The sequence below is a fragment of the Kitasatospora sp. NPDC051914 genome (assembly GCF_040680995.1).
In the GTDB taxonomy this organism is placed as follows: domain Bacteria; phylum Actinomycetota; class Actinomycetes; order Streptomycetales; family Streptomycetaceae; genus Kitasatospora.
In genome coordinates, this window is record NZ_JBFAXX010000007.1 from 11,413 (window position 1) to 32,353 (window position 20,941).

Below are 20,941 nucleotides of genomic sequence, written 5' to 3' on the forward strand. Positions count from 1 at the left end.
TTGCTGCCACGATTCCTCCGGCCGCAAGCGGGCTGGACCCCAACCCCCCGGTGCGGCCGCACCAACGACATGTAAAGCGCCTCCGCAACACCTGCACGGCCCCCACTTGCACCGCACCCGTGCCGCGCACCCACCGGCCGGGCCCCCGCTGCGCCGCAACCCCGCGGCCCAGGTTCTCTCCACCGTTCGTGACCCCGCGACCGGTCGGAAAAGGAGTCCGCATGTCCCGCTACACCCCTGCCCGGGTGAGTATGGCCGCGCTGGCGGCCACCACCGCTCTGCTGGTGTCCGGCATCCCGGTCGTGGCGAACGCCGCGCCGGCCGCGCCCTCGGCCGTGGCCCCGCAGGCGGCCCTGAACCGCGCCCAGCTGCTCTCCGACGCCGGCCAGCGCAGCGCCGCCGTCGCCCAGACGCTGGGCCTCGGCTCGCAGGAGAAGCTCGTCGTCAAGGACGCCGTGGTGGACGCCGACGGCAGCCGGCACCTGCGCTACGAGCGCACCTACGCCGGACTCCCCGTCCTCGGCGGCGACCTGGTCGTGCACCAGAACGCGGCCGGCGCGACCAAGAGCGTGGACAAGGCCAGCCAGGCCGCCCTGACCGGCATCGCCACCACGCCGAAGCTGGCCGCCCCGAAGGCCCAGGCCGCCGCGCTGGCCGCCGAGTCGGGTTCCGCCCTCGACACCGCCCCGCGCCTGGTCGTCTGGGCCGCCGACGGCTCGCCGCGCCTCGCCTGGGAGACGGTCGTCTCCGGCACCGAGTCGGACGGCACCCCGAGCCGGATGCACGTCGTCACCGACGCCACCAGCGGCAGCGTCATCCACAAGTTCGAGGGCATCAAGACCGGCACCGGCACCGGCGTCTTCGTCGGCAACGTCACCATCGGTACCACGCTGTCGGGTTCGACGTACCAGATGAAGGACGCCGGCCGCGGCAACGGCTACACCACCAACCTGAACCACGGGACGTCCGGCACCGGCACCCTCTACACCAAGTCGACCGACACCTGGGGCAACGGCTCGGCCTCCAACTCGGAGTCCGCCGCGGTCGACGCCCACTTCGGCGTCGCGTCCACCTGGGACTACTTCAAGAACGTCCACGGCCGCAGCGGCATCAAGGGCGACGGCGTCGGCGCCTACAGCCGCGTGCACTACGGCAACAACTACGTGAACGCGTTCTGGGACGACGACTGCTTCTGCATGACGTACGGCGACGGTGCGAGCAACACCCACCCGCTGACCGAGCTGGACGTGGCCGGCCACGAGATGAGCCACGGCGTCACCTCGAACACGGCCAACCTCAACTACTCCGGCGAGTCCGGCGGCCTCAACGAGGCCACCTCCGACATCTTCGGCAGCATGGTCGAGTTCTACGCCAACATCCCGTCGGACAACCCCGACTACCTCATCGGCGAGCTCATCGACATCAACGGCAACGGCACGCCGCTGCGCTACATGGACAAGCCGTCCAAGGACGGCAACTCCGCCGACTACTGGTCCTCCACCGTCGGCAACAAGGACGTCCACTACTCGTCCGGCGTCGCCAACCACTTCTTCTACCTGCTGGCCGAGGGCAGCGGCGCGAAGGTGATCAACGGCGTCAGCTACAACTCGCCGACGTACAACAACATCGCGGTCACCGGCATCGGCCGCGACAAGGCCGCGAAGATCTGGTACCGGGCGCTGAGCGTCTACATGACCTCGACCACCAACTACGCGGCCGCCCGCACGGCCACCCTCAACGCCGCCACCGACCTGTACGGCAACGGCAGCGCCGAGTACAACGCGGTCGCCACCGCCTGGGCCGCCGTCAACGTCGGCTCGCTGCCCAGCGGCACGGTCACCGTGACCAACCCGGGCAACCAGACCACCGCCCTCAACGGCACCGCCAACCTGCAGATCCAGGCCAGCGGCGGCACCGCCCCGCTGACCTTCACCGCCACCGGCCTGCCGACCGGCCTCTCGATCAGCTCCGGCGGCCTGATCACCGGCACCGCCACCACCGCGGGCACCTACAACGTGACCGTGACCGCCAAGGACGCCGCCAACAAGACCGGCACCACCAGCTTCACCTGGACGGTCAACTCCGGCGGCGGCGGCACCTGCACCCCGGCGCAGCTGCTCGGCAACGCCGGCTTCGAGTCCGGCAACACCACCTGGACGGCCTCCAGCGGTGTGATCGACAATTCCGCCTCCCAGGCCTCGCACAGCGGCTCCTGGAAGGCCTGGCTGAACGGCTACGGCTCCAGCCACACGGACACCCTCTCCCAGACGGTGACCATCCCGGCCGGCTGCAAGGCGACCCTGAGCTACTGGCTGCACATCGACACGGCGGAGACCACCACCTCCACCCAGTACGACAAGCTGACCGTGACGGTCAACGGCACCACCGTCGCCTCGTACTCGAACCTCAACAAGGCGACCGGCTACAGCCAGAAGACGATCGACCTGTCGGCCTACGCCGGCCAGTCGGTCACCCTCAAGTTCACCGGCGTGGAGGACTCCTCGCTGCAGACCAGCTTCGTGATCGACGACACCTCGATCCAGACCAGCTGAGCCTGAACCGGTAGCCCGCAGGGGCCCGGCCGCACTGTGCGGCCGGGCCCCCGCGCATGCCCCGCCGGCCCTGCGGATTCCCCCGGCGGCTGCCCGCACTGTGAGACTCCGGAAATCCCGGCGCAACACGAAACACCGCGGAAACACCGCCGTCCGCGGCGGGTAATACGGCCCGGACACACTCTCCCGATCGGTGCGCCCCCACCACCCGCCGGCGCACCCACGGGAAGGTTCCGCATGCTGCTCGCTGACTCCACGGCCGGCCTCGACACCGGCGACACCGCCTGGCTGCTGGCCAGCACCGCGCTCGTCCTGCTGATGACCCCGGGCCTGGCGCTGTTCTACGGCGGCATGGTCCGCACCAAGAGCGTGCTCAACATGATCATGATGAGCTTCGTCTCCATCGCGGTGGTCACCGTGGTCTGGCTGGTGGCCGGCTACTCGCTCGCCTTCGGCCCGGACGCCGGCGGCTGGGGCCTGATCGGCGGCCTGGACCACCTCGGCATGGCGGGGATCACCCCGGCGAGCCTCACCGGTCACGTGCCGACCCTGCTCTTCGCGACCTTCCAGCTCACCTTCGCGATCATCACCGCGGCGCTGATCAGCGGCGCGGTCGCCGACCGCACCCGGTTCGGGGCGTGGGTGGCGTTCACCGCCGCCTGGACCCTCCTGGTGTACGTGCCGGTGGCGCACTGGGTGTTCTCGCCCGACGGCTGGGTGCTGGCGAAGCTCGGCGCGCTGGACTACGCGGGCGGCATCGTGGTCGAGGTCAACTCCGGCGCCAGCGGCCTCGCCCTGGCCCTGCTGCTCGGTCCCCGCCTGGGCTTCCGCAAGGAGGCCATGCGGCCGCACAACCTGCCGCTGGTGCTGCTCGGCGCCGGCCTGCTCTGGTTCGGCTGGTTCGGTTTCAACGCGGGCTCCGCGCTCGGCGCCAACGGCACCGCCGCGGCCGTCCTGCTCAACACCCAGGCGGCCGGCTGCACCGGCCTGCTGGGCTGGCTGCTGGTGGAGAAGCGCCGGGACGGCCACGCCACCACGCTCGGAGCGGCCTCCGGCGCGGTGGCGGGCCTGGTCGCGATCACCCCCTCCTGCGGCAGCGTCGACCTGCTGGGCGCGCTGGCGATCGGCCTGGCGGCCGGCGTGGTCTGCTCGTACGCGGTGAGCTGGAAGTTCCGTTTCGGCTACGACGACTCGCTGGACGTGGTGGGCGTCCACCTGGTGGCCGGCGTGATCGGCACGGTGCTGATCGGCGTGTTCGCCTCCGCGGTGATGACCGGCGGCCCGGTCGGACTGCTGCACGGCGGCCTCACCCTGATCGGCAAGCAGCTGCTCGCGGTGCTGGTGGTGGGCGCCTACGCCTTCGGCGCCACCTACGGCATCGGCAAGGCGATCGACCGCCTCATGGGCCTCCGGGCCCCGGCCGAGCACGAACTGACCGGCCTGGACCTCGCCGTGCACGCCGAGACGGCGTACGATCACGGCGTCCTGGGCCACGGCACGACGGCCCACGCCACCGTGCTGGCACAGCACCCGTCCGACAAGGCCGCCACCGCATGAAGCTGATCACCGCCGTCGTCAAGCCGTTCAAGCTGGACGAGGTCAAGACCGCGCTGCAGGAGCGCGGGGTGCACGGGCTCACCGTCACCGAGGCGAGCGGCTACGGGCGCCAGCACGGCCACACCGAGGTCTACCGCGGCGCCGAGTACCGGATCGACCTGGTGCCCAAGGTGCGGATCGAGGTCGTCGTCGAGGACGAGGACGCCGAGGACGTGATGGACACCATCGTCGCCGCGGCCCGCACCGGGAAGATCGGCGACGGCAAGGTCTGGTGCGTGCCGGTCGACGGCATCGTCCGCGTCCGCACCGGCGAGCGCGGGCCGGACGCGGTCTGACCCGCTGTCGCCCGCTCGCCTCCGGGCCCTCCCGACCCGACGCCGACACTCGTCGCTCCGTCGCTGCGCTCCCGCGCTCCTCGCTTTCGGCGCCGGCGGGCCCTTTGGCTCGGGGCGGGGGTCGCCCGCTCGCCTCCGGGCCCTCCTGACCCGACGGCCCGGGCCCGGCCCGGCGCTCACTCCTGGATGGCGGAGGCCCGGTTGGCGCCGTCCCTGGCGGTGTCGACCGGGATCCGCAGGCTCCACAGCGGGGACTTGGCGACGTCGCCCCAGAACTTCGGCGTCTGCGGCGGTTCCTGCCGGGTCTGGGTGATGGGCTTGTCGTAGTGGGCGGGGCGGAGCTGCCCGCTGTAGACGGCCAGCTCGACGGCCGAGCCGTCCTTCCGCTTGAACAGGAACCGGTAACTGTGGGGGAGCGCGTTGCCCGGGAACGACTCCTGGTGCAGCTCCCCGACGGGGATGTCCGTGCAGGCGTGCGCCTGCGGGCTGTCGCCCACCGGGCAGACGTCCTTCACCCAGTCCTTCCTGAGCTCCACGGTGACGGTGCTGGGCAGGTGGTCGCCGAAGTCCACGTCGACCCGCATCGTGGCGGACCGGTCCTGGAAGCCGCTGCCGGTGAACGAGGTGAACCGGGTCGAGTCGGGCAGCAGCTCGGCGAGGATTCCGAGCAGCCCGGCCCCGGTGGTGGCGACCTTGCCGTTCACCGGGGGGTCGGTCGGGCCGAGGACGGACAACGCCGTGGGGCTCGCCGTGCTCGCCGCGGGCGCCTGGGAGCGGTTGAAGGTGTCGGGGTCGAACGCGGCCACCCCGCCGGTGATCAGGACCACCGCGGCGGCCGCGCCGACGGCCCTGGTGATCCGGCGGCGCCGGCGCAGCCGGCGGCCGCGGACGGTCGCCTCGGCGACGATGGTCTGCACGGGGATGTTGAGCTGGTCGGCGCCTGCGCCGAGAAGCCTGCTGAGATCGGCTTCGATGTCCATGGTGGGTGCTCCGGGGGCAGTGAGGGGACGGGCAGGAGTCAGAGCCGGAAGAGGAGTTCGCGGTCGTCGCCGAGGATGTCCCGCAGCCGGGCCAGGGACCGGGTGTTGAGGCTCTTCACCGCGCCTGCGGAGATGCCCATCATGTCGGCGACCGCCTCGATGCTGTGGTCCTCCAGGTACCGCAGGACCACCACCGCCCGGTTGCGCGGCGGCAGCTGGCCGAGCGCGGCGGTGAGGGTGAGGCGCAGGTCGCTGCCGTGGCCGGCGGGCTGCGGGTTGTCCGGCAGGTCGGCGAGCACCACCTCGGTGGAGCGCTTGAGCCGGCGCTGCGAGAGGTAGCTGCGCAGCAGCACGGTGCGGGCGTAGGCGTCGAGCCCGGCCTCGTCCTCGCGCCGCTGCAGCCGGGGCCAGACCGAGAACATCTTGGCGAGCGCGGTCTGGACGAGGTCCTGGGCCTGGTGCCAGTCGCCGCACATGAGGTACGCGACCTGGAAGAGCCTTCGCGTGCGGGTGCTCGCGAACTCCTCGAAGTCGAGAGCTCTTTGCATGCCGTCGTTCCCCCGTGTGTGCGTGGTCGGTGTGGTTGTCGTCCCCCTCATAGACGCGCCGGGGTGCAGATGAGGTATCAGTGGAGTCCGGCGATGTTACCGGCGAGTCCGATTCGTTGCCTTCCACGGTCTTGACGCTCTGTTCACGCCCGCCGTAAGTTCGGCGCGCTGAAAGTTTCCTGCAAGTTTCAATGGTCTTGCAGAAAACATAAGCGGCGGGTTGCGCGAAGACGGCGTATCGCGGTCGCGCACCCACTCGTGCTCCACCGCCCGCCACCCCTGCGCCGCGGGCGGTCCTGGCTCACCCCCACCCAGCCCCAGGAGACACCGTGGTCACCACCGTCAGCGCAGGCCGTCGCGGCCGCGCGATCGGCGCACTCACCGCGTCCGCCGCCCTGGCCCTCTCGATCGGTGCCGGGCTCTCGATCGCCCCCACCGCCGAGGCCACCCCGCCCAGCACCAAGGACGTCACCGCCACCCTCTTCGAGTGGAAGTTCGACTCCGTCGCCAAGGCCTGCACCGACACGCTCGGCCCCAAGGGCTACGGCTTCGTCGAGGTCTCGCCGCCCCAGGAGCACATCCAGGGCTCCCAGTGGTGGACCTCCTACCAGCCGGTCAGCTACAAGATCGCCGGCCGGCTCGGCGACCGCACCGCTTTCCAGTCCATGGTGAGCACCTGCCACGCCGCGGGCGTCAAGGTGATCGCCGACTCGGTGATCAACCACATGTCGGCCGGTTCCGGGACGGGCACCGGCGGCACCAACTACACCAAGTACAACTACCCGGGTTACTACCAGGACCAGGACTTCCACTCCTGCCGCCAGGCGATCAGCAACTACGGCGACCGCTCCAACGTGCAGAACTGCGAACTGGTCAACCTCTCAGACCTCAACACCGGCGCCGCGTACGTCCAGCAGACCATCGCCAACTACCTCAGCGACCTGCTCACCCTCGGCGTGGACGGCTTCCGGATCGACGCAGCCAAGCACATGGCCGCCTCCGACCTGGCCGGCATCAAGGCCAAGATGAGCAATCCCAACGCCTACTGGGTGACCGAGGTCATCTACGGCGCCGGCGAGCCCGTCCAGCCCTCCGAGTACACCGGCCTCGGCGACGTCGACGAGTTCCGCTCCGGCACCTGGCTGAAGAGCGCCTTCAACGGCGGGAAGATCTCCGACCTCTCCACCTGGGGCAACGGCCTGCTCGCGAGCAACCAGGCCCGCACCTTCGTCGACAACTGGGACACCGAGCGCAACGGCTCGACCCTCACCTACAAGTACGGCTCCGCCTACACGCTGGCCAACGTCTTCATGCTGGCCCACCCGTACGGCTCGCCGAACGTCTACTCCGGCTACGCCTTCACCGACCACGACGCCGGCCCGCCGAACGGCGGCACGGTCAACGCCTGCTACAGCGACGGCTGGAACTGCACCCACGCCTGGCGCCAGGTCGCCAACATGGTCGGCTTCCGCAACGCCGTCTCCGGCACCGCGATGACCAACTGGTGGTCCAACGGCAACAACGCGATCGCCTTCGGCCGCGGCGACAAGGGCTTCGTCGCGATCAACCGCGAGTCCGGCCCGATCACCCAGACCTTCCAGACCTCGCTGCCCGCCGGCACCTACTGCGACGTCCAGCACGGCGACCCGGTCTCCGGCGGCTGCAGCGGCACCAGCTACACCGTCGGCTCGGACGGCAGGTTCACCGCCACGATCGGTGCCGGCGACGCCGTCGCCGTCTACGTCGGCGCGGGCGGCCAGCCCACCTCCACCCCGACCGCCACGCCCACCGGCAGCAACAGCACCACCGTCTTCTACTCCACCAACAAGAACTGGTCCGCCTACTACCTGCACTACGCACCCACCGGTGGCACCTGGACCACCGTCCCCGGCGTCGCGATGACCGCGGCCTGCACCGGCTGGGTCAAGTACACCGCGAGCCCGGGCAGCGCCACCGGCCTCACCGCGACCTTCAACAACGGCTCCGGCACCTGGGACAACAACAACAGCGCCAACTACGCGCTCGGCACCGGCAACGTCACCGTCAAGGACGGCGTGGTCGGCACCGGCGACCCGTGCGCCACCGCCACCCCGACGGCGACCCCGACCTCCAGCACCATCGGGGCGTCGTTCGCGGTCAACGCCACCACCGTGACCGGCCAGAGCATCTACGTGGTCGGCAACAACGCGGCCCTCGGCAACTGGAACACCGGCTCCGCCCTGCTGCTCTCCTCGGCGGCCTACCCGGTCTGGAAGCTGGACGTCGCGATGGCCGCCGGCACCGCCTTCGAGTACAAGTACATCCGCAAGGACGCGAGCGGGAACGTCACCTGGGAGAGCGGCGCCAACCGGACGGCCACCGTCCCGGCGAGCGGCCTGGTCACCCTGAACGACACCTTCCGCAGCTAGCCACCCGCCCCACCCGGACGGCCGCCGCACCCACGGTGCGGCGGCCGTCACGGTTGCCGGGACGAAACCCCCCGAAGGAGTGGAGTACCGGCGGAGCCGACGCTCACCGCCCCGCCCGGCTGCCAGCATCGCCGGGGTGACCAGAACCCCCACCACATTCACGATCCTGGAGACCGAGCTCTGCGGCGGCCGCTGGGACGGCCACCTGAAGCGCGTCCACGCCTTCGCGCCCCCTCCCTTCCTGCGCATGGTGCTGCGCGCCGACCTCCCGGTCCCCGAGGCCGGCGAGTACTGGCCCACCACCAGCGTTTACCGCCTCGACACCGGCGGCCCCCACCCGTGCTACCGGCACTCCCACGACGAGTGAGGCCGACCCCGGCCGGCGGACGGCACGGCCGCGCCGCCGCCCTGCCGGGGGTGCAGCGGCGCGGCCGCGGGGGTGTCAGTGGCCGAAGTCGAACCAGTTGACGTTCACGAAGTCGGCCGGCTGTCCGCTGGTGAAGGTCAGGTAGACGTCGTGGGTGCCGGTCACCGCGGAGATGTTGGCCGGTACCGTCCGCCAGTTCTGCCAGCCGCCGGTGTCGCCGATCGCGAAGGAGCCGATCGGGGCGTTGCTGCGGCTGTCGAGGCGGACCTCCACCAGGCCGCTGACCCCGCCGCCGGCGCCGGAGGCGACCCGGGCGAGGAACTGGGTGGCCGGGCTGGAGCCGAAGTTGACGCCCTTGTACTGGGCCCAGTCGCCGTTGGCCAGCCAGCCGATGTCCTGGCCGCCCTCGCTGCAGGTCTCGGTGGCGATGCCGGACTGGCTGTTGAAGGACTCGGCCTGGATCGGGCTGTAGGCGTCCCGGTTGCCGGGCGGCGGGGTGGTGGGCGTGGGCGTCGGGGTGGGCGTCGGGGTGCTCGACCCGCCCGACCGCCAGACGCTCACGTAGTCGACCACCATCGGCACGCCGGAGACGGTGCCGCCGTCGGGGCCGCCGCCGAAGGCGCCGGGGAAGCCGCCGCCCATGGCCACGTTGAGGATGACGAAGAAGCCGTGGTTGGTGGCGTTGTTCCAGGTCGTCGCGTCCACCTGGTTGGAGTTGACGGTGTGGAACTGCACGCCGTCGAGGTACCAGCGCAGCTGCTGCGGGCTGGTGGAGCGGTCCCATTCGACCGCGTAGGTGTGGAAGCCGCTCTGGCAGGTGGGCGTGCAGGCGCTCTGGCCGCCGATGCCGGTGGTCTCGTTGCACGGGCCGCCCGGGCTGGTGCCGCAGTGCAGGGTGGCCCACACGTTGTTGAGGCCCTGGACGTTCTCCATGATGTCGATCTCGCCGATGCCCGGCCAGTTCCACCAGTTGCCGCGGAACGGCTCGCCGAGCGCCCAGAACGCCGGCCAGTAGCCCTTGGCGGCGGCGCCGGTGACGTTGGGCATCTGCAGCCGGGACTCGATGCGCAGCTTGCCTCCGGCCGGGGGCTGGAAGTCGGCCCGGTTGGTCTCGATCCGGCCGGAGGTCCAGTTGCCCGCCGCGTCCCGCAGCGGGGTGATCCGCAGGTTGCCGTTGCCGTCGAGGGAGACGTTGGCGGTGCTGGCGGTCATCGTCTCGATCTCGCCGGTGCCGAAGCCGGCGGGGCCGCCGGGGTACGAGGTGCCGGTGGTGTAGCGCCAGTCGGCGGTGTTGACGCCCGACCCGGCCGGGCCGTTGAAGTCGTCCGCGAAGACCTGGGTCCAGCCGGAGGGAGCCGGGGGGACGCTGGCCTCGGCGCTCATGGTGCCGGCCAGGCCGGTGGCCAGCAGGCCGAGCAGCCCGGCTGCGGTGAGGACGTGCCGTATGCGTGGTCTGAGCCGCATGGGTGCCTCTCGTGGGGGTGGTAGCCAAGGGAGTGAGAGCGCTCTCGAATGTGGTACCGAAGGCGGCAGTTGGTGTCAACGACTGAAGGCGGATCAGACCTTAAGGCAGGGTTATCCTTCATGACTCGTACGCAATGCCTTGACAGTCGCGGGTTCGGCCGCCACCCTCCGATCGAGAGCGCTCTCATCACGGACAGGGCCGACGCCCGGTCACAAGCCGCATCCGGCAGAACCTCCGCCCGGAACAGCGGGTTTCAGCCGCGCCCGATGTACGGCATCGCGGTGGCCATCACGGTGGCGAACTGGACGTTCGCCTCCAGCGGCAGCTCCGCCATGTGTCGAACGGTGCGCGCGACGTCCGCGGCGTCCATGGTGGGCTCGGGCGCGATCCTGCCGTCGGCCTGCCGGACGCCGGCGGTCATCGCGGCGGTCATGTCGGTGGCGGCGTTGCCGATGTCGATCTGGCCGCAGGCGATCCGGTAGGGGCGCCCGTCCAGCGACAGCGAGCGGGTCAGCCCGGTGACGGCGTGCTTGGTCGCCGTGTACGCGATCGACTGCGGGCGGGGCACGTGCGCGGAGATCGAGCCGTTGTTGACGATCCGGCCGCCCTGCGGGCGCTGCGCCTTCATCTGTCGGAAGGCGGCCTGCGCGCACAGGAAGGCGCCGGTGAGGTTGAGGTCGACGACGGCCCGCCAGTCCTCCACGGCGAGGTCCTCGACGGGGGTGGGCGCGCCGAATGTGCCGGCGTTGTTGAACAGCAGGTCCAGCCGGCCGAAGCGCTCGGCGGTCTCGGCGAACAGCGCGTCCACCGCGGCCGGGTCGGTGACGTCGGTGGGCACGGCCACCGCCCCGCCGCCGGCCAGCGCGGCGGTCTCCCGCAGCGGCCCGGCCCGCCGCCCGGCGAGCACGGTCCGCCAGCCGGCGGCGGCGAGCTCCAGCGCGACGGCCCGGCCGATCCCGCTGCCGGCCCCGGTCACGACGGCGATCTGCTGCGGCACGGCGGGGCTCCCTCGGTTCGGCGTCCGGGCGGTCCCCCGATGATCGCGCCGCCGTCCGGGCGGTGTCACTCGTGGCGGCGTCCAACACGCCGCCCGTCCGGCCGCCGCCCGGCTGGTGCAACCTCCCGAACCCCGCCGTCCGGCGGGGGCGCACCCCGCCGAACGGCCGGTTGCCCGTCCTGTCGCAACCGGGTCCGCGCAGGTCGGCGTCATAGGATCACGGACGGCACGGACGCCTCCCACCCGGGCGGCCGTGCCGTCCCGGGGTGCCCGGGGCCGTCGCGCCGCGCCCCGGACAGGCCCCGCCCGGGGCGCCCGCCCGGCCGCCCCGGGGCGTCACACCGTCGGAGAGATCGATCGTGCACCCGCAGACCACCCGCGCCCGCAGCCGGGCCGTCCGTACCCGTACCCTCGTGGCGGCCGGCGCAGCGGCGGCCCTCGCCGCCGCCCTGTCCGCCTGCGGGAGCACCGCGGAGACGACGAACTCCCAGGACGGGGCCAAGCCCGCGGCCGCCTCCGGCGCCCCGGCGAGCCCCACGCCGCCGCCCAGGCCCAAGAAGGTGCTGATGCCCACCGGGCCGGCCGCCGACCTGAAGAAGGTCCGCGACACCGAGGCCGGGCCGATCATGATGACCACCCTGAACGGCCCCAAGTCCGGGGTCAGCGGCAAGGTCTGGGTCTGGCTGCCGCCGCAGTACGACGACCCCGCCTACGCGCACCACGGCTTCCCGGTGCTCACCCTCTACGCGGGCGGCCAGAGCGCCGGCTACAACACCTGGACGGACAACCAGCTGCCGATCCAGAAGATCGACGCCGAGCTGTCCAAGGCGGGCAAGGCGCACCCGTTCATCCTGATCATGCCGGTGCAGAACCTGAACTCCAGCGAGTCCAAGGCGCTGGAGTGCTCCGACATCCCCGGGCAGCCGAAGATGGGCACCTGGATGGCCGAGGACCTCCCGGACTTCGTCCGCGCCAACTTCCGCACCGTCAAGGGCCGGGACGGCTGGGGCCTGATGGGCGCCTCCACCGGCGCGTTCTGCAGCGCCAAGCTCGCCCTGCAGCGCCCCGACGTCTTCAAGGCCGCGGTGCCGATCGACGGCTACTTCAACCCCGATTCCCCGCTGTGGAAGGGCCACGAGCAGGAGCGGCTCGCCAACAGCCCCGGCGAGCTGGTCGCCAAGGGCAAGGCGGACGTCCGGATGCTCGCCACCGCCGGCGGCGCCAACGCGTACGAGACCGGGCTGGTCAAGGCGTGGGTGAAGAAGGCGGTGCCGCCGCTGACCGTCGAGTACTACGAGCAGCCCGGCGGCAAGCACCTCACCTCGGACTTCAAGAAGATGATCCCGGACACCCTGATGTGGCTGAGCAAGAACCTGGCGGGCCCGCAGGCCGACTGACGCGCCGCCCGGGGTCCCGCGTGTACGAATTCGGCGAGTTCGCCCCCGCGGGGCCCCGCGGAGCGGGATACTCCATTCCGGCGGCGGGCGCAGCCCGCCGGCCCGCGCCCGTTCCAGCCGCAGCGCGCCCCGAGCGGGCGCCGGGCACCCCGGCGCCCGGGCCCGCGGCGATCGACCGGATCGTTCGGAACGTCCCGATCACCCCGCTGACCTGCGCGTCAATCGGTCATTGATTCGACTCTGATGGGCTTTCCGCACGCTGGAGCCCTGGCCGAGCACCACTCGCGGTGCCGGAGCCGTTCCAGCCCCAGTCAGCCGCGAAGAGAGCGCCATGTCCTGCCACCTGCTCCCTGTCGACTCGCCCCAGATCCCCGCCCAGCCGCTCTCGGAGCGCCGGATGCCGGAGGTCGAGCCCATCCCGTTCGCCGGACTTCGCCTCGTGCACGCCGCCCTGCGCCGCGACCTCGCCCGGCTGCCCAACGCCCTGCGCCTGCTGCAGCCCGGCGACGACACGACCGCCCAGGCCCTGCAGCGCCACTGGGACTTCATGACCGCCATGCTCACCTGCCACCACGAGCAGCAGGACACCCGGCTGTGGCCGCTGCTGCGCCGCTTCGCCCCGGAGCTGCGGCTGCTGCTCAACTGGCTGGAGGCCGACCACCACAACCTCGACCACTCCTTCACCCGGGTCACCACCCTGGTGCGGATCGCCACCCGCGACCCGGCCAGCTCCTGGCCGGTCGCCTACGCGGTGGAGGAGCTCGCCGCGCGGCTGGAGACGCACCTGCGGATCGAGGAGCGGCAGCTGCTGCCGCGGATGGCCGGCGTCTTCCCGGCCGGGTCGCGCATCGGCACCCTGCCCGAGCTGCTCGACCTGCTGCGCGCCGCCGACGGCCCGGCCGCCTCGGACGCCCTGGTCTGGCTGCTGGACGGTGTCGACGAGGCCCAGATCGACCGGCTCCTCGCCGACTGCGACGACTCCACCGCCCGCCACTGGCCGCACTGGCGCGCCACCTACGCCCGCTGCTCCGAGCAGCTGTGGGGGCCGGACCGCTGACCGGCGGTCAGGCGGCGCCCAGGGTCGCCAGGTACGGGCCCAGGTCGGCCGCGTCCGCGGTCGCCAGCCCGATGTAGCCGTCCGGCCGGACGAGCAGGTAGCCCTCGCCGTACCCCTCGGCGACCCGTGCCGTCCGCACCTCCGCGGGCAGCCCCGCCGGGTCGGGCAGCGCGGTGCCGGCCACGACCAGCGTCAGGTGCGTGCCGCGCAGCACGTCGAACAGCCGCCCGGTGCCGTCCGGGGTGGTGCACCGCGCGTCCGGGGCCCGGTCGCCGGCCTGCAGGTCGTCCTCGGCGAGGCCGTCGCGCCGCTCCTCGGCGAGCGGGCCGCCGCGGTAGCCGAGGCCCAGCTGCTCGGTGTGCGGGCCGCGCTTGGCGGAGACGCCGACCGCGCCGGCCCGGTGCAGCGAGGTGGACATCTCCAGCACGTCCGCCGCGACCGGCAGCCGCTCCAGCTCGTAGCTGTCCAACAGCGCCTCGGGAGCGCCGTGGCGCAGCACCCGGCCGAACTTCCAGCCCAGGTTGTAGGCGTCCTGGACGCTGGTGTTGAGGCCCTGCCCGCCGGCGGGGGAGTGCACGTGCGCCGCGTCCCCGGCGAGGAACACCCGGCCGGCCCGGAACCGGTCGGCCAGTGCGGCCCGCGGCCGGAAGCCGGAGGCCCAGCGGACCTCGGTCACCGCCTCCCCGGACAGGTGGGTGCGCTCGGCGACGATCCGCCGCACGGCCTCGGCCGAGGTGTCCGGCTCGCCCTCCTCGTACTGCGCGAACAGCTGGAAGTCCGCCTCGGTGCCGCCGGGCATCGGGCACAGCAGGGCCGCCCCGCCGGGGGCGTGCTGCCAGACGTGCCAGTGGCTGCGGGCCAGCCCCTCGATGCGGACGTCGGCGACCAGCGCGGCCTTCTCGTCGACCGTCTCGCCGGCCATCGGGATGCCCGCCGCGCGGCGCACCGTGCTGCGGCCGCCGTCCGCGGCGACCAGGTAGTCGGCGGTGGCGGTGCCGGCCGTGGTGTCGACCTCGACGCCGTGCGCGTCCTGGCGGACGGCGAGGACGCCGGTGCCGAACTCGACGGAGCCGCCCAGCTCCAGCAGCCGCGCGTGGAGGATCTCCTGGGTGCGCCACTGGGGGAGCATCCACACCTCCGGGTAGGGCGCGCCGTCCTCGGCGGGCCGGCGCTCCATCAGGTCCCACTCCGGGCCGGGCTCGCCGCCCTGCCAGTTGCGCATCAGCGGGTACGGGGAACCGGAGGCGTGGACGGCGCCGATCACCCCGAGGTCGTCGAAGACCTCCTGGGTGCGCGGCTGCAGGCCCTTGCCGCGGGAGCCCGGGAAGAGGCCGGGCGCCTGCTCCAGCAGGCGGAACCGGACACCGCGGCGGGCCAGGTCGCAGGCGAGGGTGAGGCCGGTCGGGCCGGCTCCGACGATCAGGACTTCGGTGTGCATCCCCGTCTCCTTAACGCTGTTAAGTGGCTGTGGTCAGAGCATCGCCTTAACGGTGTTAAATTGTCAAGGGGGGATTCGACAGGAGACAGTGCGGCGCAGAACCGGCGCCGACCCGGAGGTGGACGTGGCAGCCAAACTGGAACGCACGAAGGTGGTCGACACCGCCCTGCGGCTGCTCGACGAGACCGGTCTCGACGGCCTCACCCTGCGCCGGATCGCCACCGAACTCGACGTCAAGGCCCCCGCCCTGTACTGGCACTTCGCCAACAAGCAGGCCCTGCTCGACGAGATGGCCACCGAGATGCTCCGCCGGATGACCGCGTCCGCCGAGCCCCCCGGCCCCGACGCCGGCTGGCAGGACTGGGTCCTCGCCACCTGCCGCACCCTGCGCCGCGCCCTCCTCGGCCACCGAGACGGCGCCAAGGTCTTCAGCGGCACCCGGCTCACCGACACCGGCCACGCCGACCGCTTCGAGGAGCAGCTGCGCGCCTTCGTCCGGGACGGCTTCTCCCTCGACGCCGCGATCGAGGCCTACTTCACCGCCTACTCCTTCACCATCGGCTTCGTCATCGAGGAACAGGCCGTCCACCCGCTCCCCGGCGAGCGCACCCCCGGGTACGACACCGGCGAGCGCGCCCGCGCCATGGGCCCCGACCACCCGCTCGCCGCGGCCTCCGGCGAGGGCCTCTTCACCGACTACGACCGGCGCTTCGAACGCGGCCTCGCGGTGGTCGTCGCCGGCGTCGACGCGGTGCTCAGGCCCTGACCCGAGGCCTCCTGAGCCGGATCGGCAGACCTGGCCGACTGGTCGGGGGAATTCGGCCGGAGGCGTACCGGCCGCCCGGGCGGGCGCTCCTACGGGTGCGCGGTGCCGGGTGCGTCGGTGCCGGGAGCGGCCGGGGCGGGGACCGAGGTCAGCCCGGCCTCGACGGCGTTGGCGAAGCCGTCGTCGACGGCCACCACCTCGCGGCCCGCCGCGTCCAGTAGCGAGGCGGCGATCGCCGCCCGCATGCCGCTCGCGCAGTGCACCCAGACCCGGCCGGGCGGCACCTCGCCGATCCGGCCCGGCAGCAGGTGGACGGGGATGTGCACGGAGCCGCTGACCGCTCCGCCGGCCCGCTCGGAGGACCGGCGGACGTCCAGTACCACCGGCCGTTCGGCGTCCGGGGCCACGGCCGGTTCGAGCGCCGCCGCCAGGGCGGCGAAGTCCGCCCGGGGGAAGGATCGCGGCCGATCGCCGTCGGCCGTCCAGTCCTGCGGGCCGCCGGTGGCGGCCGCGGCGGGCCGGTCGATCCCGACCCGGGCCAGTTCGCGCTGGGCCGCGGCGATCTGCTCGGGGCTCTCCGCGAGCAGGGTCACCGGCCTGCCCCACGGGATCAGCCAGGCGAGGTAGGTGGCGAGGCTGCCGCCGCCCTCGATGTTGAACGAGCCCGCCAGGTGCCCCTCGGCGAAGGCGACCCGGCTGCGCAGGTCGACCACCCACTCGCCGGCGGCCAGCCGGGCGGCGAGTTCGGCGGCGTCGGCGCGCCGCGGCGGGGTCAGGTCGATGGGAGCGGGACCGGCCGCGTTGGCGGGGCCCATGTGCGCGTAGTAGGCGGGGATGTCGTCCAGCCCGGCGAGCAGGTCGGCGACGAAGGTGTCGGCCTCCTTGACCAGGGCCTCGTTCTGCTTCCGCTCGGTGCCGATGGTCGTCCCGCTGTGGCCGTCGGCGGAGTGCCCGGCCGCGCAGAAGCTGCCGAAGCCGTGGGTGGGCAGCACCGCGGTGGTGTCCGGGAGGCTGTCGGCGAGCCGGTGCGCGGAGGCGTGCTGGGCGCGGGCGAGCTGTTCGGTGAGCCGGGGCTCCACCAGGTCGGGGCGGCCGACGGTGCCGATGAGCAGCGAGCCGCCGGTGAACGCGGCGACCGGGCGGCCGTCCTCCTCCAGCACGTACGCGGTGTGGTGCGGGGTGTGGCCGGGGGTCGCGACGGCGCGCAGTGCCAGGCCGGCGTCCACCTCGAACACGTCGCCGTCCGCGACCGGCACCCGGTCGAAGGCGACGCGGGCCGCGGCCGGCACCAGGTAGCGGGCGCCGGTGAGCCGGGCGAGCTCCAGCCCGCCGGTGACGTAGTCGTTGTGGAGGTGGGTCTCGACGACGAGCGCGATCCGGACGCCCTGCCGGGCGGCGGCCTCGACCAGCCGGTCGACGTCGCGCGGCGGGTCGACCGCCACGGCGGCGGTCGCGCCGCCCGCCAGGTAGCTGCGGTTGCCGAGGCCTGTGAGCTCCACGGTGTCGATGAAGAACATCGCCCTCCCTTCCCGTTCCACGGTACCCATAGGGGTATCTGTTCTCCACCGTGAACGGAGATACCCCTAGGGGTATTTGGAGCAGGTGGCGGGCAAAAGTCGCACCGCCGGGCGGGAATGCGCTGGTAGCGTCCGCCGGATGACCACCCCCGCCCTGTTCGAGCCCCCGCTGCTGACCCGGCTCAAGGCCGCCGACCGCATCCTGATCGCCGGCGCCGGCGGCGGCTTCGACGTCTACGCCGGCCTGCCGCTCGCCCTGGCGCTGCGCGCCGCGGGCAAGGAGGTGCACCTCGCCAACCTGTCCTTCAGCCACCTGTACGGGCTGGACGCGGACGTCTGGCTGGAGCCGGAGGTCGCCGAGATCCGGCCGGACACCCGCAGTGCCGAGCGGTACTTCCCGGAGCGCACGCTGGCCCGCTGGCTGCGGCTGCACGGCATGCCCGACACGGTCTGGGCCTTCGCCTCGGTGGGGGTGCAGCCGCTGCGCGCCGCCTACCGGGCACTGACCGACCGGCTCGGGGTGGACGCGGTGCTGCTGGTCGACGGCGGCACGGACATCCTGATGCGCGGCGACGAGGCCGGGCTCGGCACCCCGGAGGAGGACATGGCCAGCCTGGCCGCCGTCGCGGGCCTGCGCCACATCCCGACCCGGCTGGTCGCCTGCCTGGGCTTCGGCATCGACGCGTACCACGGGGTCAACCACACACTGGTGCTGGAGAACCTCGCGGCGCTCGACCGCGCCGGCGGCTACCTCGGCGCCTTCTCGCTGCCGCGGGAGAGCCGGGAGGGCGCGCTCTACCTGGACGCCGTCGAGCACGCCCGGGCGGCCTGCCCCGAGCACCCCAGCATCGTGCACGGCTCGGTCGCGGCGGCGCTGCGCGGAGAGTTCGGCGACGTCCGGTTCACCGAGCGGACGAAAGGCGGCGAACTGTTCGTCAATCCGCTGATGACGATCTGGTTCGGCGCCACGGTGGAGGCGCTCGCCGCCCGGCACCTCTATCTGGACCGGATCGAACGCACCGTGCTGATGCGGCAGATCAGTTCGGTCGTCGAGGAGTTCCGGGACGGGCTGCCCGCACAGCGCCCACCTCGGTTTTTCCCGCACTGAGCGGCGGGCCGAGCACGTCCAGGAGCGTACGCCGGACGATGCGCGCCGGATGCGTGGGAGTTCGCGCCCGGCGCGTACCGGCACTACGTGCCTCCGCGCCCGCCCCGCCGACGGCGTGTCGCCGCCGCGCCTCGGGCAGACTCCGGCGCGATCATGACCGTCGGCCCGGACGACCCCGTCCGGCGCTCGCCGACGGCCGAGGAAAGGCGACACGGCAGTGCCACAGCCCTTCGAGCTGCCGGACTTCTACGTACCGCACCCCGCCACGCTCAACCCCCACCTCGAACACGCCCGCACCCACACCAAGCAGTGGGCCCGCGGCATGGGGATGCTGGAGGGCTCGGGCATCTGGGACGAGCACGACCTCGACTCCCACGACTACGCCCTGCTGTGCGCGTACACCCACCCCGACTGCTCGGCCGGGGAACTCGCCCTCGTCACGGACTGGTACGTGTGGGTGTTCTTCTTCGACGACCACTTCCTGGAGCTGTTCAAGCGCACCCAGGACCGCAAGGGCGGCAAGGCCTACCTGGACCGGCTCCCCGACTTCATGCCGATGGACCCCTCCGCCGGCATGCCCGAGCCCACCAACCCCGTCGAGGCCGGCCTCGCCGACCTGTGGCTGCGCACCGTGCCCGGCACGTCCACGGCCTGGCGCGAGCGGTTCCGCGAATCCACCGAGCACCTGCTGTACGAGTCCATGTGGGAGCTCTCCAACATCAACGCCGGCCGGGTCTCCAACCCCGTCGAGTACATCGAGATGCGCCGCAAGGTCGGCGGCGCCCCCTGGTCGGCCGGCCTGGTCGAGCACGCCGTCGGCGCCGAGGTGCCCGCGGCGATCGCCGCCTCCCGGCCGATGCGGGTGCTGCGGGACGCCTTCTCCGACGGCGTCCACCTGCGCAACGACCTCTTCTCGTACCAGCGCGAGGTCGAGGACGAGGGCGAACTCTCCAACGGCGTCCTCGTCCTGGAGACCTTCCTCGGCTGCTCCACCCAGGAGGCCGCCGAGCGCGTCAACGACCTGCTGACCTCCCGGCTGCACCAGTTCGAGAACACCGTCTTCGCCGAACTGCCGCTGCTCTTCGTCGAACACGGCCTCGACCCCGCGGCCTGCACCGACGTCATGAAGTACGTCAAGGGCCTGCAGGACTGGCAGTCCGGCGGCCACGAGTGGCACATGCGCTCCAGCCGCTACATGAACGACGGCGGCGCGATGGCCGAACGCACCCCCGACCTCCCGGGCCCCACCGGCGTCGGCACCCAGGCCGCCGACCTGCTCAAGTCACTGCGCGGCCCGGGCGGCCCCGCCCGCGCCCGCAGCTTCGGCCACACCCCGTTCCGCAAGGTCGGGCCCTCGCTGCTGCCCGACTTCGAGATGCCCTTCCCCACCCGGCTCAACCCGCACCTGGAGGCCGCGCGGCGGGGCGTCGTCGACTGGGCCCACCGGGTGCGGCTGATGGACCCGGTGCCCGGCATCTGGCACGAGGAGAAGCTGGTCGACTACGACTTCGCGCTCTGCGCCGCCGGCATCGACCCGGGCGCCACCCCCGAGGAGCTCGACCTCGTCACCGGCTGGCTCGCCTGGGGCACCTACGGCGACGACCTGTACCCGGCCGTGCACGGCGCCGCCCGCGACCTCACGGGCGCCAAACGGCGCAACGACCGGCTGCTGGAGTTCATGCCGCTCGACGGCCCGGTCACCGCCGTCCCGCTCGACGGCCTGGAGCGCGGCCTCGCCGACCTGTGGGCCCGCACCACCGCGCCGATGGACGACGACTCCCGCCGCCGCTTCCGCGCCGCGGTCGAGAAGATGCTCGACGCCTGGCTGTGGGAGCTCCTCAACCGGGCGCAGAACCGCATCCCCGACCCGGTCGACTACCTGGAGATGCGGCGCCTCACCTTCGGCGCCGACCTCACCATGAGCCTCGCCCGCCTCGGCCACGGCCGCAGCGTCCCCGACGAGGTCCACCGGCACGCCTCCGTGCAGGCCCTGGAGAACTCCGCCGCCGACTGGGCGATGCTCGTCAACGACGTCTTCTCGTACCAGAAGGAGGTCGAGTACGAGGGCGAGGTGCACAACCTGGTGCTGGTCACCCAGAACTTCTTCGACTGCGACTACCCGACCGCACTCGGCATCGTGCACGACCTCATGAAGTCCCGGATGAGCCAGTTCCAGCACATCGCCGCCCGCGAACTCCCGCAGCTCTACGACGACTTCGAACTCGACGCGGCAGCCCGCGCGGTGCTCGACGGCTACACCGCCGAACTCCGGGACTGGATGGCCGCCGTCCTCACCTGGCACCGGGACTGCCACCGCTACGCCGAGCCCGACCTGCTGCGCCACCACCGCCCGCCCGTGCCGCTCGGCCCGACCGGCCTCGGCACCTCGGGCATCCGCCTACCCGCCCCGGCCCTGCGGTAGCCGCCCCGGCCCGTCGGCGGACACCCG

The 20,941-nt window shown here is 72.5% G+C and carries 16 protein-coding genes; 10 read left to right on the top strand and 6 right to left on the bottom strand.

Translation table 11 applies throughout. The features are described 5' to 3' along the window. Positions 1–221 precede the first annotated feature (221 nt). The 3 genes from AB0M03_RS06740 (at position 222) to AB0M03_RS06750 (ending at position 4,444) form a co-directional block, all read left to right on the top strand. Positions 222–2,552, top strand: coding sequence for a M4 family metallopeptidase (locus AB0M03_RS06740; protein ID WP_363489189.1), 2,331 nt, complete (start codon positions 222–224; stop codon positions 2,550–2,552). Positions 2,553–2,789: 237 nt separating this feature from the next. Further along, complete coding sequence (locus tag AB0M03_RS06745) at positions 2,790–4,109, top strand: ammonium transporter (RefSeq protein ID WP_363489191.1); 1,320 nt, start codon at positions 2,790–2,792, stop codon at positions 4,107–4,109. Then, on the top strand, positions 4,106–4,444 hold the full coding sequence (locus AB0M03_RS06750; RefSeq protein WP_030269157.1) for a P-II family nitrogen regulator: 339 nt from the start codon (positions 4,106–4,108) through the stop codon (positions 4,442–4,444). The genes AB0M03_RS06745 and AB0M03_RS06750 overlap by 4 nt, the downstream gene beginning before the upstream one ends. A 176-nt stretch (positions 4,445–4,620) precedes the next feature. Here the strand turns inward: AB0M03_RS06750 and AB0M03_RS06755 are convergent, their stop codons facing one another. Beyond that, positions 4,621–5,424, bottom strand: a complete 804-nt coding sequence (locus tag AB0M03_RS06755; protein WP_363489193.1) for a hypothetical protein — start codon at positions 5,422–5,424, stop codon at positions 4,621–4,623. A gap of 38 nt (positions 5,425–5,462) precedes the next feature. Then, complete coding sequence (locus AB0M03_RS06760) at positions 5,463–5,972, bottom strand: SigE family RNA polymerase sigma factor (protein WP_363489195.1); 510 nt, start codon at positions 5,970–5,972, stop codon at positions 5,463–5,465. Positions 5,973–6,340: 368 nt separating this feature from the next. Between AB0M03_RS06760 and AB0M03_RS06765 the strand changes: the two genes are divergently transcribed. After that, the gene (locus tag AB0M03_RS06765; protein ID WP_363489444.1) at positions 6,341–8,380 is read left to right on the top strand and encodes a carbohydrate-binding module family 20 domain-containing protein; all 2,040 of its coding nucleotides are present in this window, start codon (positions 6,341–6,343) and stop codon (positions 8,378–8,380) included. A gap of 136 nt (positions 8,381–8,516) precedes the next feature. Further along, positions 8,517–8,747, top strand: a complete 231-nt coding sequence (locus AB0M03_RS06770) for a hypothetical protein (RefSeq protein ID WP_363489197.1) — start codon at positions 8,517–8,519, stop codon at positions 8,745–8,747. Positions 8,748–8,822: 75 nt separating this feature from the next. Here the strand turns inward: AB0M03_RS06770 and AB0M03_RS06775 are convergent, their stop codons facing one another. Both AB0M03_RS06775 and AB0M03_RS06780 read right to left on the bottom strand, forming a co-directional pair. Further along, the gene (locus AB0M03_RS06775; protein WP_363489199.1) at positions 8,823–10,211 is read right to left on the bottom strand and encodes a carbohydrate-binding protein; all 1,389 of its coding nucleotides are present in this window, start codon (positions 10,209–10,211) and stop codon (positions 8,823–8,825) included. Between the two features lie 254 nt (positions 10,212–10,465). After that, positions 10,466–11,209, bottom strand: a complete 744-nt coding sequence (locus AB0M03_RS06780; protein ID WP_363489201.1) for an SDR family oxidoreductase — start codon at positions 11,207–11,209, stop codon at positions 10,466–10,468. Between the two features lie 359 nt (positions 11,210–11,568). Here AB0M03_RS06780 and AB0M03_RS06785 point away from each other — a divergent pair, with 359 nt between their 5' ends. Then, on the top strand, positions 11,569–12,606 hold the full coding sequence (locus AB0M03_RS06785) for an alpha/beta hydrolase-fold protein (RefSeq protein WP_363489203.1): 1,038 nt from the start codon (positions 11,569–11,571) through the stop codon (positions 12,604–12,606). A gap of 331 nt (positions 12,607–12,937) precedes the next feature. After that, positions 12,938–13,663, top strand: coding sequence for a hemerythrin domain-containing protein (locus tag AB0M03_RS06790; protein ID WP_363489205.1), 726 nt, complete (start codon positions 12,938–12,940; stop codon positions 13,661–13,663). 7 nt (positions 13,664–13,670) lie between these two features. On the opposite strand, the gene AB0M03_RS06795 is transcribed toward AB0M03_RS06790, so the two are convergent. Continuing rightward, positions 13,671–15,101, bottom strand: coding sequence for an FAD-dependent monooxygenase (locus tag AB0M03_RS06795; protein WP_363489207.1), 1,431 nt, complete (start codon positions 15,099–15,101; stop codon positions 13,671–13,673). A 124-nt stretch (positions 15,102–15,225) separates the two neighbouring features. On the opposite strand from AB0M03_RS06795, the gene AB0M03_RS06800 reads away from it, so the two are divergent. Continuing rightward, a complete protein-coding gene (locus tag AB0M03_RS06800; RefSeq protein ID WP_363489209.1) occupies positions 15,226–15,867 on the top strand; it encodes a TetR/AcrR family transcriptional regulator C-terminal domain-containing protein in 642 nt (213 codons plus the stop codon). Positions 15,868–15,956: 89 nt separating this feature from the next. Here AB0M03_RS06800 and AB0M03_RS06805 read toward each other — a convergent pair whose 3' ends face one another. Next, complete coding sequence (locus tag AB0M03_RS06805; RefSeq protein WP_363489211.1) at positions 15,957–17,384, bottom strand: MBL fold metallo-hydrolase; 1,428 nt, start codon at positions 17,382–17,384, stop codon at positions 15,957–15,959. A gap of 139 nt (positions 17,385–17,523) precedes the next feature. Here AB0M03_RS06805 and AB0M03_RS06810 point away from each other — a divergent pair, with 139 nt between their 5' ends. Continuing rightward, a complete protein-coding gene (locus AB0M03_RS06810) occupies positions 17,524–18,492 on the top strand; it encodes a DUF1152 domain-containing protein (RefSeq protein ID WP_363489213.1) in 969 nt (322 codons plus the stop codon). Positions 18,493–18,709: 217 nt separating this feature from the next. Continuing rightward, the gene (locus AB0M03_RS06815) at positions 18,710–20,914 is read left to right on the top strand and encodes a terpene synthase family protein (protein ID WP_363489215.1); all 2,205 of its coding nucleotides are present in this window, start codon (positions 18,710–18,712) and stop codon (positions 20,912–20,914) included. Positions 20,915–20,941 lie beyond the last annotated feature (27 nt).

Bases quoted from the DNA above. Each gene is read 5' to 3' on its own strand.
- AB0M03_RS06740 (WP_363489189.1), top strand. From the start codon at position 222: ATGTCCCGCTACACCCCTGCCCGGGTGAGTATGGCCGCGCTGGCGGCC.
- AB0M03_RS06745 (WP_363489191.1), top strand. From the start codon at position 2,790: ATGCTGCTCGCTGACTCCACGGCCGGCCTCGACACCGGCGACACCGCC.
- AB0M03_RS06750 (WP_030269157.1), top strand. From the start codon at position 4,106: ATGAAGCTGATCACCGCCGTCGTCAAGCCGTTCAAGCTGGACGAGGTC.
- AB0M03_RS06755 (WP_363489193.1), bottom strand. From the start codon at position 5,424: ATGGACATCGAAGCCGATCTCAGCAGGCTTCTCGGCGCAGGCGCCGAC.
- AB0M03_RS06760 (WP_363489195.1), bottom strand. From the start codon at position 5,972: ATGCAAAGAGCTCTCGACTTCGAGGAGTTCGCGAGCACCCGCACGCGA.
- AB0M03_RS06775 (WP_363489199.1), bottom strand. From the start codon at position 10,211: ATGCGGCTCAGACCACGCATACGGCACGTCCTCACCGCAGCCGGGCTG.
- AB0M03_RS06790 (WP_363489205.1), top strand. From the start codon at position 12,938: ATGTCCTGCCACCTGCTCCCTGTCGACTCGCCCCAGATCCCCGCCCAG.
- AB0M03_RS06795 (WP_363489207.1), bottom strand. From the start codon at position 15,101: ATGCACACCGAAGTCCTGATCGTCGGAGCCGGCCCGACCGGCCTCACC.
- AB0M03_RS06805 (WP_363489211.1), bottom strand. From the start codon at position 17,384: ATGTTCTTCATCGACACCGTGGAGCTCACAGGCCTCGGCAACCGCAGC.
- AB0M03_RS06810 (WP_363489213.1), top strand. From the start codon at position 17,524: ATGACCACCCCCGCCCTGTTCGAGCCCCCGCTGCTGACCCGGCTCAAG.